13 protein-coding genes are annotated in these 14,848 nt (G+C 35.6%); 4 read left to right on the top strand and 9 right to left on the bottom strand.

Going from position 1 to position 14,848, the window contains the following annotated elements; genetic code table 11:
* Positions 1-312: 312 nt before the first annotated feature.
* The 6 genes from ilvA to JZO69_RS08575 form a co-directional block, all read right to left on the bottom strand.
* Complete coding sequence (ilvA, locus tag JZO69_RS08600; protein WP_242586663.1) at positions 313-1,569, bottom strand: threonine ammonia-lyase IlvA; 1,257 nt, start codon at positions 1,567-1,569, stop codon at positions 313-315.
* 67 nt (positions 1,570-1,636) lie between these two features.
* Positions 1,637-2,632 carry a ketol-acid reductoisomerase gene (ilvC, locus tag JZO69_RS08595; protein WP_207112473.1) on the bottom strand — a complete coding sequence of 332 codons (996 nt, stop codon included), beginning with the start codon at positions 2,630-2,632 and terminating at the stop codon, positions 1,637-1,639.
* A 53-nt stretch (positions 2,633-2,685) separates the two neighbouring features.
* Positions 2,686-3,168: an acetolactate synthase small subunit gene (ilvN, locus tag JZO69_RS08590; RefSeq protein WP_086312185.1), complete on the bottom strand. Its 483-nt coding sequence runs from the start codon at positions 3,166-3,168 to the stop codon at positions 2,686-2,688.
* Between the two features lies 1 nt (position 3,169).
* On the bottom strand, positions 3,170-4,864 hold the full coding sequence (gene ilvB / locus JZO69_RS08585) for a biosynthetic-type acetolactate synthase large subunit (RefSeq protein WP_207112472.1): 1,695 nt from the start codon (positions 4,862-4,864) through the stop codon (positions 3,170-3,172).
* A gap of 17 nt (positions 4,865-4,881) precedes the next feature.
* Positions 4,882-6,573: a dihydroxy-acid dehydratase gene (ilvD, locus tag JZO69_RS08580; RefSeq protein ID WP_207112471.1), complete on the bottom strand. Its 1,692-nt coding sequence runs from the start codon at positions 6,571-6,573 to the stop codon at positions 4,882-4,884.
* A 532-nt stretch (positions 6,574-7,105) separates the two neighbouring features.
* Entirely contained in the window at positions 7,106-7,621 is a 516-nt protein-coding gene (locus JZO69_RS08575) for a hypothetical protein (protein ID WP_207112470.1), read from the bottom strand.
* A gap of 222 nt (positions 7,622-7,843) precedes the next feature.
* Between JZO69_RS08575 and JZO69_RS08570 the strand changes: the two genes are divergently transcribed.
* The 4 genes from JZO69_RS08570 to JZO69_RS08555 all read left to right on the top strand — a co-directional run bounded on the left by JZO69_RS08570 (position 7,844) and on the right by JZO69_RS08555 (position 11,585).
* Positions 7,844-8,311: a TM2 domain-containing protein gene (locus JZO69_RS08570; RefSeq protein ID WP_207112469.1), complete on the top strand. Its 468-nt coding sequence runs from the start codon at positions 7,844-7,846 to the stop codon at positions 8,309-8,311.
* Positions 8,312-8,579: 268 nt separating this feature from the next.
* The gene (gene clpP, locus JZO69_RS08565; protein WP_010760682.1) at positions 8,580-9,176 is read left to right on the top strand and encodes an ATP-dependent Clp endopeptidase proteolytic subunit ClpP; all 597 of its coding nucleotides are present in this window, start codon (positions 8,580-8,582) and stop codon (positions 9,174-9,176) included.
* A 108-nt stretch (positions 9,177-9,284) separates the two neighbouring features.
* On the top strand, positions 9,285-9,806 hold the full coding sequence (locus tag JZO69_RS08560) for a thioredoxin domain-containing protein (RefSeq protein WP_207112468.1): 522 nt from the start codon (positions 9,285-9,287) through the stop codon (positions 9,804-9,806).
* Between the two features lie 300 nt (positions 9,807-10,106).
* Positions 10,107-11,585, top strand: a complete 1,479-nt coding sequence (locus JZO69_RS08555) for a glucosyltransferase domain-containing protein (RefSeq protein WP_207112467.1) — start codon at positions 10,107-10,109, stop codon at positions 11,583-11,585.
* 107 nt (positions 11,586-11,692) lie between these two features.
* On the opposite strand, the gene whiA is transcribed toward JZO69_RS08555, so the two are convergent.
* Genes whiA through rapZ form a run of 3 tightly spaced genes read right to left on the bottom strand, consistent with a single transcriptional unit; the run spans position 11,693 to position 14,537 of the window.
* A complete protein-coding gene (gene whiA / locus JZO69_RS08550; RefSeq protein ID WP_207112466.1) occupies positions 11,693-12,628 on the bottom strand; it encodes a DNA-binding protein WhiA in 936 nt (311 codons plus the stop codon).
* A gap of 29 nt (positions 12,629-12,657) precedes the next feature.
* Complete coding sequence (locus JZO69_RS08545; RefSeq protein WP_207112465.1) at positions 12,658-13,656, bottom strand: gluconeogenesis factor YvcK family protein; 999 nt, start codon at positions 13,654-13,656, stop codon at positions 12,658-12,660.
* The gene (gene rapZ, locus JZO69_RS08540; protein ID WP_207112464.1) at positions 13,653-14,537 is read right to left on the bottom strand and encodes an RNase adapter RapZ; all 885 of its coding nucleotides are present in this window, start codon (positions 14,535-14,537) and stop codon (positions 13,653-13,655) included. Before rapZ ends, JZO69_RS08545 begins: the two co-directional genes overlap by 4 nt.
* Positions 14,538-14,848: the final 311 nt, after the last annotated feature.

Here is a 14,848-nt window from a genome sequence, read left to right as displayed (position 1 = left end):
CCCCCATCGGTCATACTCGAACGTTGAGAATAACTAGCACGTCACTTAGAGGCAGACAGTAGATTCTGTTTTTCAGCTGTTTTGGTTGTTACGTCTCTGATTTAATCGAATAATCGCTATTATTCTGAACTAACGGATGATACCAAAAATATACCATCACCAAAAATAAATTTAATAAAAAAAGCAATAATGAACGTTTTTCATTCAGTTTCACGTAATCATTTATTAATAAAATAAACTAAATAGGTCGCTTAAAAAAAGTATTTACAACTTTCTTTAAGCGATCTATTTAATATTTTTTTCATTTAATTGTTAAACAAGTAATGCATACAACGACGGGTTATTACTTAAATCAATATAATTAGGGTCAAACTCAGCCATTTTCACCAATAGATTGGGTAATTCCTCTTTCTCGTTAAGTAAAATCCCCAATACAACTGGTCCTGTTCCACGATTAACCTTTTTTGTATATTCAAAACGTGTGATATCATCGTTTGGCCCTAAAATATCAGTCACAAATTCTCTTAATGCACCAGGACGTTGAGGGAAATTAATTACAAAATAATGCTTCAATCCTTCAAAAATTAGAGAACGCTCCTCGATTTCTTCCATCCGGTTTATATCATTATTTCCACCGCTGATAATGCAAACAACATTTTTACCTTTAATATCCTCTTTAACTAACTCTAAAGCTGAAACACTTAATGCTCCTGCTGGTTCTACAACAATTGCTTGTTTTGTATATAAATCTAAAATAGTTGAACAAACTTGTCCTTCATCGACAGCTAAAAGCTCATCCACATATTCTAACGCATGTTCATAAGTTAAATGACCGACTTGCTTGACTGCAGCACCGTCAACAAATTTTTCAACGCTATCCAGCATAACTGGTTTTCCTTCATCAAAAGCCGCCCGCATTGATTGAGCACCTAACGGCTCAACACCAATTACCGCAGTAGTTGGGCTGACACTTTTTGTGTAAGTTGAAACTCCGCTGACTAAACCACCTCCACCAATTGCTGCTAATAAATAGTCTACTTGAAATTCAGACTCTTTCGCCTCTTGAAATACTTCAACAGCCACCGTTCCTTGTCCTGCCATAATATTTAAATCATTAAAAGGATCAATAAAAGCTTGATTATTGGCTTTAGCATATTCTTTAGCCGCTTTGGCAGAAGCATCAAAGGTATCTCCAATCAATTGAACGGTCACTTCATCGCCACCAAAAAATTTTACTTGAGAAATTTTTTGCTGAGGTGTGGTGGTCGGCATAAAAATCGTAGCTGCCACGTGCATTTCATGACAGGTATACGCTACACCTTGGGCGTGGTTTCCAGCACTAGCACAAACTACTCCGTTTTTAAGCATGTCATTCGGGGTTTGCTTAATTGCATAGTACGCACCTCTTAATTTGAATGAACGAACTTTTTGTAGATCTTCTCTTTTTAAATACACGTTACATTGATACTTTTGTGATAGATACATATCGTACTGCAATGGTGTTTTCGTTACGACATCTTTCAGTATAGTATATGCTTCTTCGATATTTTCTTTTGTTAATTTCACCAAATTTTCCTCACCTCTTACTATGTAAAAGGTTGAGAAAAATCTATTTTCTCAACCTTTATTTACTAGTTTAGTCTTCTCTTGATACGAAAGGCATCATTTTACGTAGCTCTGCTCCAACTTTTTCAATTGGATGTCCAGCGTTATCTTTACGCATTTGTTTGAATTCTTTGAAGCCATTTTTGTTGTCATCAATGAATCCTTTAGCAAATTTGCCATTTTGAATATCTGTAAGAACCTCTTTCATGTTAGCTTTTGCTTCAGCAGTTACAACACGAGGTCCTGAAACGTAGTCTCCATACTCAGCAGTATTTGAGATTGAGTTACGCATTTTCTCAAATCCTCCCTCATAAATAAGGTCAACGATCAATTTCAATTCATGACATACTTCAAAGTACGCTAATTCTGGTTGGTAGCCAGCTTCTGTCAATGTTTCAAAGCCAGCTTCGATCAAGCTTGTTAACCCACCACATAATACTGCTTGCTCACCGAATAGATCTGTTTCCGTTTCTTCTTTAAAAGTTGTTTCCAATACACCAACGCGAGTGGCACCGATTCCTTTTGCATAAGATAATGCAACATCACTTGCTTTGCCTGTTGCATCTTGGTATACCGCAAATAATGCTGGTACCGCAAAGCCTTCTGTAAAGGTACGACGTACAAGGTGTCCTGGACCTTTCGGAGCAACTAAGAAAACATCCACATCTTTTGGTGGCGCAATTACATCAAAATGAATATTGAAGCCATGACCAAAGGCTAAGGCATTGCCTGCTTCTAAGTTTGGTGCAATTTCATTGTCGTAAAGATCTCCTTGAATTTCATCTGGAGCCAAAATCATAACAATATCTGCTTTTTTAGATGCTTCTGATACAGTTAGAACGTCAAAACCGTCGTTTCTAGCCGCTTCTGCTGATTTTCCTTCACGAATCCCGATAATCACTTGATTACCATTGTCTCTTAGGTTTTGCGCATGAGCATGTCCTTGTGAACCGTAACCGATAATTGCGATTGTTTTTCCTTCTAATTGATTGTTTTCTACTGAGCTATCATAATATACTTTTGCCATGTTGAACCCTCCAAATTTTTTATGCTTATAAGCGTATGCTTTAAGACCTATTTTTAGTTGTTGCCTCTGGTAAATCCTGTGACGCCTGTTCGTGCTAATTGTTTAATGCCATATGGTGCAACGACATCCACGAAAGCGCTGATTTTTTCGCTAGTTCCTGTGACTTGAATCACGACAGAACGTGTACCAACATCAATAACATTGGCTCTAAACGGATCAATCACTGAGAATAATTCAGCTCGAACAGCAGCTGGTGCATTGACTTTTACTAATGCTAATTCTCTTTCCAAATGTGGTTCATCTGTGATATCAGAAACTTTGATCACATCGATTTGTTTATTTAATTGTTTGGTCACCTGTTCACTTTCATTTAAATCAGCGACTTGAACGACAATTGTGATCCGTGAAACATTGTCTAACTCAGTTGGTCCAACAGAAATGCTATCGATATTAACTTGTCTACGTGTCAAAACACCACTAAAGCGATTTAAGACCCCAGAATTATTATTGACTGTTGCTGTAATAATGCGTCTCATGTTAGTCCACCCCCAGCATCTGATAGTTTGCTTTGCCCGCTGGAACCATTGGTAATACATGTTCCGTTGGTGACACCATAACTTCTATCAACAAAGGTCCTGTCTCTTTGAACGCTTCTGTTAATTCTGCTTCTATAGTTTCTGGATTTTCTATCCTAACGCCTTTGATATGATACGCTTCTGCCATCTTCACAAAATCAGGTTGACTAGCAAAAACTGATTCTGAGCGCCGACTGTTAAAGAAACTTTCTTGCCATTGACGCACCATCCCCAATGATTGATTGTTTAAAATCACGATTTTGATTGGAATATTGTATTCATTTAAAATTGCTAATTCTTGATTAGTCATTTGGAATCCGCCATCGCCTACAAACAGCACAACTTCTTTATCTGGACAGCCTAACTTTGCGCCAATTGCTGCTGGAACTCCGTAACCCATCGTTCCAAGACCTCCGCTTGTCACCAGCTGTTTCTCATTTTTAAATGGATAAAATTGAGCAGCCCACATTTGATGTTGTCCTACATCCGTTGCAACGATTGCTTCGCCATTTGTAAGTTCACCAATAAATTCAATTACCTTTTGAGGTTTGATTTCAGCTTTTTGATCTTTATCATATTTAAATGGATGTCGTTTTTTCCTAGAAAAATTTAATTTTTTCCAGTCTGTACAATCTTCAACATCAACATCGATTTTTAACATTTCTTTTAAAGTTTCTTTTGCATCTGCCACTATTGGAATTTGGGTCTCGATCGTTTTACCAATTTCAGCTGGATCGATATCTACATGAGCAATAATTGCATTAGGTGCAAATTCTTTTGGCGCACTCGCTAAACGATCATCAAAACGAGATCCTATATTGATCAGAAAATCGCAATCCGTCAACGCCATATTTGCCGCAAACGAACCATGCATACCGCCCATCCCAAGAAATAGTTCATTATCTGTCGGGACAGCTCCCAGTCCTAATAATGAGCTTAAAGCTGGTACTTGATGTTTGTTGATGAATTCTACTATTTCTTTTCCTGCATCGGCATGTAAAACACCTGCTCCAACTAACACTAATGGTTTTTTTGCTTTGGACAAGGCTTCCATCAACTTTTTCACTTGTAATTTATTTGGTTTTACGGTGGGCTGATAGCTTGGTAAATTTAATTTCACTTCTATATCGGCAGCAGCTTCCATTATGGTAATATCTTTCGGTAGATCGATAACCACTGGACCTTTTCTGCCAGTTGTTGCAATATGAAACGCTTCTTCAATGATCCTCGGTAATTCTTTCGTTTCTCTCACTTGATAATTGTTTTTGGTTATCGGCATTGTAAGTCCGATAACATCTGCTTCTTGAAAAGCATCTTTTCCAATACCATCTGTCAAAACTTGCCCCGTGAAAACAACCAACGGAATTGAATCACTCATCGCATCAGCAATACCGGTGATTGCATTGGTCGCTCCTGGTCCGCTAGTCACAATTACTACCCCGGGTTTTCCTGTTGCTTTAGCATATCCTTCAGCCGCATGAACTGCACCTTGTTCATGTCTAGTCAAAATATGGGGTATATCTCCATCATATAATGCATCATACAAAGGAAGGACCGCTCCGCCTGGATAACCAAAAATCATTTCTACCTTTTGTTTTAACAACGCATCAATCAAAATTCTTGAGCCATTTTTCATTTTTTTCTGTTGTTCTGCCATGAGCTTCCCTCCTCTTTCTAGTCTAGTAAGTCATCTGGAATCTGCATGATTCCTCCTGTGTGTGCTGATGTCACCAACGCCGTGTATCGAGCCAAGTATCCTGTTTTTACTTTCGCCTTGAATTTTGGCAGTTGATCATTTCGTTTCGCCAGCTCTTCATCTGAAACATGTAATTCTAGTGTCCGATTTATTAAGTCGATTTCAATCTCATCACCATCTCTGACTAAAGCGATTGGACCGCCAGCTGCAGCTTCTGGAGAAATATGTCCTACAGCAATTCCTCGAGTTGCTCCTGAAAAACGTCCATCTGTAATCAAAGCTACATCTTTACCTAAACCACGTCCAACGATACTAGACGTTGGTGCTAACATTTCCGGCATACCAGGACCGCCTTTTGGTCCTTCATAACGAATAACGACAACGTGTCCTTTGGTCACTGTATGATCATCAATGGCTGCAACAGCTTCATCATGAGAACTGAAACAAATCGCTTTACCTACAAATTTTTTGATTGATGGATCAACACCACCTACTTTGATTACACTACCTTTTGGTGCAATATTTCCATACAAAATCGATAAACCACCTACTGGACTATACGGATTTTCTTTTGGATGGATAACTTCTTCATTTTTGATTACCGCGTCTTGCACATTTTCACGAATCGTTTTTCCCGTTACTGTGATACGGTCTGGATGAATCGCGTTGCCTAAATCCACCAACTCTTTCATGATTGCAGGAACACCGCCAGCTTCATGAACATCATGCATAGAATAAGCTGACGATGGAGCAATTTTAGATAGATAGGGCACTCGCTCAGCAATAGCATTCACTTCTTCCAAGTTGTAATCAATCTCTGCTTCATTTGCGATTGCTAAGGTATGCAAAACTGTATTAGTAGAGCCCCCCATCGCCATGTCTAATGCAAATGCATCATCGATTGCTTCTTTTGTAATGATATCTCTCGGCTTGATTTGTTTTTTGACTAGATCCATTAGATGGAAGGCTGATTGTCTAACGAGTTCTCTGCGCTCATCTGATACCGCTAAAATCGTTCCATTTCCAGGTAAAGCCATTCCTAATACTTCCATCAAACAGTTCATAGAGTTTGCTGTAAACATCCCAGCACATGATCCACACGTTGGACAGGCATTTTGTTCCATAAAGTTAAATTCTTCTTCAGTCATTTTGCCTTCTTTAAAGGTACCAACTGCTTCAAACATATTCGAAAGTGTCAACGTATGTCCTGTTGGATCAATGCCAGCCTTCATTGGACCACCTGAACAGAAAATTGCGGGTACATTCGTTCGAACACTTGCCATCAGCATTCCAGGAGTAATTTTGTCACAGTTAGGAATATAGAAAACACCATCAAACCAGTGAGCATTAATCACAGTTTCTGCCGCATCTGCAATGATTTCTCTACTAGGTAATGAATAACGCATACCAATATGCCCCATTGCAATCCCGTCGTCCACGCCGATCGTATTAAATTCAAAAGGAATGCCTCCAGCTTCGCGAATCGCTTCTTTAGCAACATCCGCCAATTCTCTTAAATGCACATGCCCTGGAACAATATCAATGTACGAATTACAGATTGCTATAAATGGCTTGTTCATATCTTTGGCATTTTTTACCTGTCCTGTCGCATAAAGCAAGCTCCTAGCAGGTGCCGCTTCGATTCCTTTTTTTATTTTATCACTACGCATTTTCATCCACTCCAATTCAGTTGTTTACAGAAGAGCTCTTTGGGATTCTTCTGATTCATTTTCTTATTTACTTCATCTGCTTCTTTATAAAACTTTCTACAAAAAAAGCACCCCATCGATTGAATGGGATGCTTTAGTAAGACCCCCATTTACCAAAGACAAACAGGACTCTAACAGCTGCGAAATTTCTCAGTGTTCTAAGTCCTACACGATAAAATAATGACTAATACGTGATTGTTGTTTGTCTTTTGCATGGCAATGGTCTCCTCTTTTAAAAAATCTATAAAGATTAAAATAGCATGTGATAAATAAAAGCTTTTGTTAACTATAAACCTAATAAATGAGAATGTCAATAAAATTTGATAAAAAGATTCAGAAAATTCTAAAAACATTAGTCTTTCGTTTCTTACTTATTGTTTTTTATCTAGTGATAATAGACATCTGGTAAATTCAAGCTACTATTTTTTCTCATTTTAAAAATCAAAAAAAAATAGCTATTACTCATAATTCTTGAGTAATAGCTATTTTCAATTTAACCTTTTTGGAAGTAATAGAGAGGTTTATGTGTTAAGCGTTTCATTTGTCTTTTTTTATCTTCAATAATGGAAAGTAACTCTTCAGAAAAACTTTCTAAGATAATTCGTCCGCCTTTATACGTACTTCCTCCCATAGAAATCACTTCATCAGGGGTTAAAATCACTTTTCTATGAGCGATTTTTTTGAAAAATTCTTCAATCAAATACGTAGGTAAATAGAAATTATTTTGCGCTGAAAATGATTCTAAATAAATAAAATCGTCAATACTGATGTAACAGTCATCCATTGATATAAAATTCACGGATCTATCCACATAGATATCTCTTTTTTGCAGAATCTCATTGATTTTTTTGTTTAAAAGATTTAGTGTCTCAATTTCTTTGACAAAATTTTCTAATTCACGATAACGTACTGCCTTGCGCTCTTCATAGGTCACACGTAAAGCCACGCCAATCGATGCAATAACTGCACCAAGCAAGACCCCAGTCATACCTGCAATAAAAACAACCATTCAGCTTCCCTCACTCTTTCGTTCTTGTTTTTTTAGTATAACATACTCTTTCACAAGCGTAAAAAAATAAGATAAAAAAAATAGCCCAGTTATTTTCCAAAAAAATTATTATCTTTACTAATTTTAAATCCTACATTATGTTTAAAAGCTATAGATTACTGTTAAATTTGATGATATAATACAATTTCAATAATATTATAGAGAAAAAGTGAGGAACTTAGGATGGGGAAAAAAGTTATTAAGTTGGATTTTGAAGATGTTGTTATTGCCAATGAAGATGGAAGTACGACCAGAGCACTATATGAATGGTTTAACTTCAAGCCAGAAATCGGAGATCTTGTAGATGTATTTCCAGATGGAGATGAATTGATCATTCACAAAGCAACAACTATAGCTGAAAATATACAAGATAAAATCAATATCAACATCGTCAACGAAAATAACAATACACAAACTGTTGGTGGTTATGTACAGCACGGTAGAGTCGTTAACAAATGGATTTATTTTATATTAGCATTTTTCTTAGGTTGGTTTGGTGTTCATAAATTCTACTCTGGTTTTACTGGAAAAGGTATTATGTATCTAGTGTTCTCATGGACAGGTATTCCTGCAATTATTGCATTTTTCACAGCAATCGCTACTTTACTTAAACCTGCAGATCAAAATGGAAATATTGTAGTAACTTCATAATAGTAATGAATAGACAAGTTAGAACAGAAAGCGTATTTCCAATGGAGTCACTTCTGATCTTACTGTTTATCCAGATTCCATACGACTGGGATGTAACTCATAGAGTTATGTCCCAGTTTTTTTATCCAAAATACATGTTCTTTTTCCTACAGAATATAGTGCTTTAAAGTTGACCTTTATTGACCAATAAAGTATACTTTTTTTAAGCATTAAGGTATGCTTTGTGATAAAATGATTTGAAGAGCTTTTTATATAGGAGGAATATACTATGAATTTAATACCAACAGTCATTGAACAATCATCTCGTGGAGAAAGAGCGTATGATATTTATTCACGATTATTAAAAGATAGAATCATCATGTTAAGTGGTCCAATCGACGACAATGTAGCGAACTCTGTTATCGCTCAATTACTATTTTTGGATGCCCAAGACTCTGAGAAAGATATCTATATTTATATCAACTCACCTGGCGGAAGTGTTTCTGCTGGATTAGCGATTTTCGACACGATGAATTTTGTTAAAGCTGATGTACAAACAATTGTTTTAGGTATGGCAGCTTCTATGGGAAGTTTCCTATTAACTGCTGGTACAAAAGGCAAACGTTTTGCTTTACCTAATGCTGAAATCATGATCCATCAACCACTAGGCGGCGCACAAGGTCAAGCAACTGAGATCGAGATTGCAGCTAAACACATTCTTGACACACGTGATCGCTTAAATAAAATCTTGGCAGAACGTACGGGGCAACCGCTTGAAGTTATCGAACGTGATACAGATCGTGATAACTTTATGACTGCCCAACAAGCAAAAGAATATGGTTTGATCGATGAAGTTATGGAAAACAGCAGCTCATTAAGCAAATAATAAAATAAATGCCTAAAATTTCCTTTGAAAATTTTAGGCATTTTTATTTAAAGTAAAGAGAAAAAACGCTACACTTAGATTAGTAGAAATGAAAGGATGTTATTAATAATGGATATTTCAGTTATCGATGCAACAAAAGTTACAACAAGCAATGGTTTGGCTGTTGGAAAAGATTCTGCTCCAATAAAAATGGTAGAATTTATGAATGTTCGCTGCCCCTATTGTAAAAAATGGTTCGAGGAATCTTTTGACTTATTAAATGACTATGTCAAAGAAGGCAAAGTTCAGCGAATCATCAAACTTTTTGATAAAGAAAAAGAAAGTTTACAGCGCGGAAATGTCATGCATCATCATATTAACTATGAACTACCAGAAAAAGCATTAACTGATTTAAAACAAATGTATGATACCCAAGATCAATGGGGCAATCTTTCGTTAGAAGAGGTAGCCGTCTTTGCTGAAACTAATTTACACTTATCTAAAAACGAAAACCCAACAATTATTCAATCTGTCATCGCAGAAGCGGAACTTGCAAACATCAAATTTGTACCAACTATCGTGATTGGGGAACATATCTTTGATGAATCAATTACTAAAGAAGAATTGATTGATTATTTAGAAGGAAAATAGTAACGTGTGATTAAAAAATCTTCTATTTCCAAAACCTTCTGTTATAGATCTTCAGTTTTTGGAAATTAATGTAGTAACTTCCAAGAGATTTGGGTATGACTCATATCATAGAGTTATACTTAAATTTCTTGTTTTTTTATTGGCTGAATAGTTTTTTTAGAGTTCGTAAATGTTATTTTCTGCCTAAGGGTTTAATCTTTTCTAAAGTAAACCATCACAAAATAAAATCTCTATTTAAAATCTGACTTGATTCAGTTATACTTATCATAAATTATACTAACAAAGAAAGTGGATAAAAATATGCTGACAAAAAAAATACCCTTAATAAAAGATTGGGCAAAAGAAAACAAATCCTTATTGATCACAACAGTTCTTATCTATCAAGTTGCCATTTTGGCAATTGGCCTCGTGGCTTTCCCTTATATTGATGATACAGCTAGACAATTGACTGGTGCAACTGATTTTGCACGAAGTTATTCACGTTGGGGAAGCGAAATTGCTTCTTGGCTAGTTCAAGGAAGCAGACATTTAACCGATATGGGCTTAACTACTCATATTCTCACAGGTCTTATCTTAGCCTTATCGAGTGTCATTGTCGTCTATTGTCTCAACAACAAAAAGTTAGAGCTATTACCTCTTATCGTATCAACAATTATTGGTTTGAATCCTTGGTTTTTACAAAGTGTCAGTTTCAGATTTGATAGTCCTTATATGGCCTTAAGTATTTTATTTTCTATTATTCCATTTTTATGGTGGGAAAAAAAATCAAGTACTTTCTTTATTGTCTCAGTGATAAGTATTTTCTTAATGTGTAACACTTATCAATCCTCTTCTGGCATTTATATCATTATGGTCTTGGCTCTCTCTTTAAAAGAACTATTGTCGAATAAAGATCCTATGAGCACGTTTAAAAAAATAGCATTCTCAGCACTTGCTTACATTAGCGCCATGTTGATTTATGTTTTAGAAACGAAGTTTAATCCCGAATTAGCTGATCGAGGTGGCCATGTTGTCATTGCTAGTATAAAAGATATCCCTCAAACCTTTTTAACAAATAGTAAAATGTATTTGCACAGAATACTAGAACAAAGTACAAAAGTTTGGTTAGCCCTTTTTATAATTTTAATCCTATTGTTTATTACAACTAGCATACTAAATTCAAAACTAAATAAAGTTAAAAGTATTGTCTTTATATTATTATATTTAATTTTAGGAGCCGTACTAAGTTACGGGGTGTTTTTGATTTTTCCCGAAAAGCTAGCCTTAGTTGCTCCAAGATATGCATATGGATTTGGTGTATTTACATCAATAACCTTTATTTTACTTCTAAATAAATTACCAGCAAATTTCATAAATATAACGACTAAAGTATTCGTTTGTTTGTTTTGCTACTACATTCTTTCGTTTCCATTTGTTTATGCTTCTACGCTTCAATACCAAAAAGAAGCATTTGAAAAACAAAGCTTAATTCTAGCCGATGATTTAAAAGATTTAATAAAACCAAACATAAAAGCTGTTTATGCTAATACGCTTTTCAAAGATTCACCTATCTTGATTAATTCAGTAAGAAATTATTCTATTCTAAAAGATTTAGTGCCAACAAACTCAGAAATTTATTGGCCTAATCAACTATTGTTTAAGACTTATACGGGAATGAAAATAAACATTAATCAATTCAAACCTAAAACTTTTCAAAAGAATCCTAGTGAGTTAAAGTTATCTAATTATTATTATGATATCTACGAAAAAAACGATGATCTCTATATTATTGTAAAATAAAAAAATTATGGCAAATTAAGTGAAAAGAACTTAATCTGCCATAATTTTTTTCATTCAACCTTCAGTCAATCGCTTAGCACTAGTCAAACAAAGTATTTGATCATCTATCATACACCATTATCCCTCAATTTATCAGCAAATTCATTAATTTTACGAATCCGATGATTGATGCCTGATTTTGAAATGGCGCCTGAGGGAATCATCTCGCCTAATTCCTTTAAACTAACCTCTGGGTACTCTAAACGTAATTCAGCAATTTCTTGCAATTTCTCTGGCAATGCGCTTAAGCCAACGACACTTTCGATATATTGAATGTTTTCAATTTGTTTGGATGCAGCATCGATCGTCTTATTAAGATTTGCCGTTTCACAGTTAACTAAACGATTCACTGAATTGCGCATATCGCGAACAATTCGGACATCTTCAAATTTCAGCATTGAATTAGTTGCACCGATCAGCGTCAGAAAATCTGCGATTCGCTCTGCTCCTTTTAAATAGGAAATATACCCATTTCTTCGTTCTAATGTTCGTGCATTCAAATCATAATAATTCAGCATCTGACAAATATCATCGTTATGTTCTTCATATATCGAAAAAATTTCCAAATGATATCGGCTGGTTTCTGGATTATTGACAGATCCTGAAGCCATGAAAGCTCCTCTTAGGTAAGACTTCATTTTTTGAGCATTTCCCATAATTTCATCTGATACATGCGTATTGAACATCATTCCATCTAAAATATCTAAATCGGCAAGTACACTTTTCGTATCTTGCTTTAAACGTACAATATATACGTTATTCTTCTTTAGTTTCATTTTTTTTCGAACTAATAATTCTGAACGAACATCGTAATGATCTTTCAAAAGAGAATAGATTCGTCTAGCAATCGCTGCATTCTCTGTTTGGACATTCAATACAAACTGTTGATTCACTATACTTAACGACCCATTCATTCGAATCAAAGCAGCCAATTCCGCTCTAGCATGTTCTCGATGAACTTCTAAAGTCGTCAGCTCTTTTTTCACATCCGCTGCAAAAGACAATTCTAGTCCTCCTCTCTTATTTTTTACTATTAATATCTTGCGCCAAATACAATGCGGAATAATTCATCTACAACTTTATCGCCATCGTGGAAAACACCGCCATCACGTAATTTTAAAAAGTCCGTAGAAATCACACGACACCCTTCATCTCGTAACGTTTTAAAATCATGCTCTACTTGGACCAAATACTCATCATAGATTTCTGGGTCCATATAGCCATCTGGAACTTTTTCCGTATTCACTAAAACAGTATCCACAAACTTACTTTGCAAATGCTCATGCAGTACACACACATGATCTGCATCTGTAAAATGTTCTGTTTCACCTTTTTGCGTCATGATATTACAGATATAAACAACTTCACCTTCAGCATTAATGATTGCCTCCCCAATTTCACTAATGACTAAGTTAGGTAAAATACTGGTAAACATACTACCTGGTCCTAAAACAATCATATCAGCTTCTTCAATTGCTTTGACTACTTTTCTCGCAGCTTTAGGCTGTTCATCGTCATTTGTGTTCGTCACAAACACATGGTCGATCGTTTTTCGGTCAACAGCGATACTAGATTCACCAACTGCAATAGTGCCGTCTTTGAATACAGCATGAAGTGTTAATGGTCGTTCAGATGAAGGATATATATGTCCATCCACATGCATCATTTTTGAGAGCAGCTGAATAGCTTCGTAAGTACTACCACGCATTTCTGATACCGCTGCTATAATCAAATTACCAATCGCATGATTAGCAAAATACTTGTCCGATTTATCAAAACGGTATTGAAAAATATCTTCATACAACTGAGGCATATCTGATAGTGCAACCAATACATTTCGTAAATCACCTGGTGGAGTCATATTCATTGACTCTCGGATTTCACCGCTACTTCCTCCATCATCCGCAACAGTCACAACTGCAGTGATATCAGCACTTTGGTTACGCAAACTATTCAAGATGACTGGTAAACCAGTACCTCCACCAACTACAACGATTTTAGGTTTTCTAATGCGGTATGTTTTCATTTTCATGAACGGTTCACCGTCTCTTTACGTTTGCCTTTATCGCGGTGGGTAATATTGACATGGTAGTCTTTCCCTAGCTCTTCACCTAGTCGTTCTGTCAACGCAACTGATCGATGTTGTCCTCCAGTACAGCCAATTGCAATCGTAACGCTTGATTTTCCTTCTTTTTCATAACCAGGCAATACATTTTTCAGCAAATCACTAAAACGAGTATAGAAACTTTCTGTTTCTGGGAAACTCATTACATAATCGTACACTGAAGAATCCTGTCCAGTCAGAGGCCGTAGCTCTGGAATATAGTGTGGATTTGGTAAGAAGCGAACATCCATAACAATATCTGCATCAATCGGCAAGCCGTATTTAAATCCAAAAGAAATCAATTCAACACGAAATTCATGGGTATCTCTGGATTTAAATTCTCCATTGATTCTTTCTCTTAATTGTCTAGGTGATAAATTTGTTGTATCTATAACTACTTGTGCATCTCCTCTGATTTCTTCAAGGATTGCTCGCTCTTTTCTGATTCCTTCTGTAATTAAACCGTCCATTGCTAATGGATGGGCACGTCGCGTTTCTTTATAACGTGAAACCAATTCTTCATCTGTTGCATCTAAAAACATGATCGTTGTATCGATTAAATTGGTATTTTCAAGTTCAACCAACATATCCTGAATTTCCCTAAAGAAATTTCGTGAACGTAAATCAATAACCAACGCAATTTTTGTTACTTTTCCTGATTCTTTAATCAATTCCCAAAACTTAGGAATCAAACTTGGAGGCATATTATCAATACAAAAATACCCCATATCTTCAAAACTTTGGATCGCTACAGTTTTTCCTGCTCCGCTCATTCCAGTAATTATCACTAATTGTAAATTGTCAGCCATATTTTTGACGCTCCTTTGGAAACATTTTATTAATTATAACATCCCGGGTGTATCAAAGAAAGCTTTTCGAGTAATTCTACTGTTCAATTCAAACTTTCTTAGAGATTGAAGAATTTGATGATATCCCTAAAATTGACTACTCTACCCATTTCTGATGCTCTAACAAAAAAAGAATCTTTATTCATTCAAGTATTAAAAATGTTTAATAAAAAAAAGAACAAGAACAAAACTTTTATTGTTTTGTTCTTGTTCTTTTATGCGATAAAAACAAAGAATCTCACTTTAATTCTTTTATCATACTGTATATATAT

The organism is Candidatus Enterococcus ikei (assembly GCF_017316105.1).
Lineage (GTDB): Bacteria > Bacillota > Bacilli > Lactobacillales > Enterococcaceae > Enterococcus_L > Enterococcus_L ikei.
Note: the sequence above shows the minus strand (reverse complement) of the source record. Positions and strands in the feature narration are given on the sequence as shown.

What these genes read in the sequence shown, in the direction of transcription:
- ilvC (WP_207112473.1), bottom strand. Translation starts at nt 2,632, where the DNA reads ATGGCAAAAGTATATTATGATAGCTCAGTAGAAAACAATCAATTAGAA.
- JZO69_RS08545 (WP_207112465.1), bottom strand. Translation starts at nt 13,656, where the DNA reads ATGAAAATGAAAACATACCGCATTAGAAAACCTAAAATCGTTGTAGTT.
- JZO69_RS08575 (WP_207112470.1), bottom strand. Translation starts at nt 7,621, where the DNA reads ATGGTTGTTTTTATTGCAGGTATGACTGGGGTCTTGCTTGGTGCAGTT.
- ilvB (WP_207112472.1), bottom strand. Translation starts at nt 4,864, where the DNA reads ATGGCAGAACAACAGAAAAAAATGAAAAATGGCTCAAGAATTTTGATT.
- ilvD (WP_207112471.1), bottom strand. Translation starts at nt 6,573, where the DNA reads ATGCGTAGTGATAAAATAAAAAAAGGAATCGAAGCGGCACCTGCTAGG.
- JZO69_RS08570 (WP_207112469.1), top strand. Translation starts at nt 7,844, where the DNA reads ATGGGGAAAAAAGTTATTAAGTTGGATTTTGAAGATGTTGTTATTGCC.
- ilvN (WP_086312185.1), bottom strand. Translation starts at nt 3,168, where the DNA reads ATGAGACGCATTATTACAGCAACAGTCAATAATAATTCTGGGGTCTTA.
- clpP (WP_010760682.1), top strand. Translation starts at nt 8,580, where the DNA reads ATGAATTTAATACCAACAGTCATTGAACAATCATCTCGTGGAGAAAGA.
- JZO69_RS08555 (WP_207112467.1), top strand. Translation starts at nt 10,107, where the DNA reads ATGCTGACAAAAAAAATACCCTTAATAAAAGATTGGGCAAAAGAAAAC.
- JZO69_RS08560 (WP_207112468.1), top strand. Translation starts at nt 9,285, where the DNA reads ATGGATATTTCAGTTATCGATGCAACAAAAGTTACAACAAGCAATGGT.
- rapZ (WP_207112464.1), bottom strand. Translation starts at nt 14,537, where the DNA reads ATGGCTGACAATTTACAATTAGTGATAATTACTGGAATGAGCGGAGCA.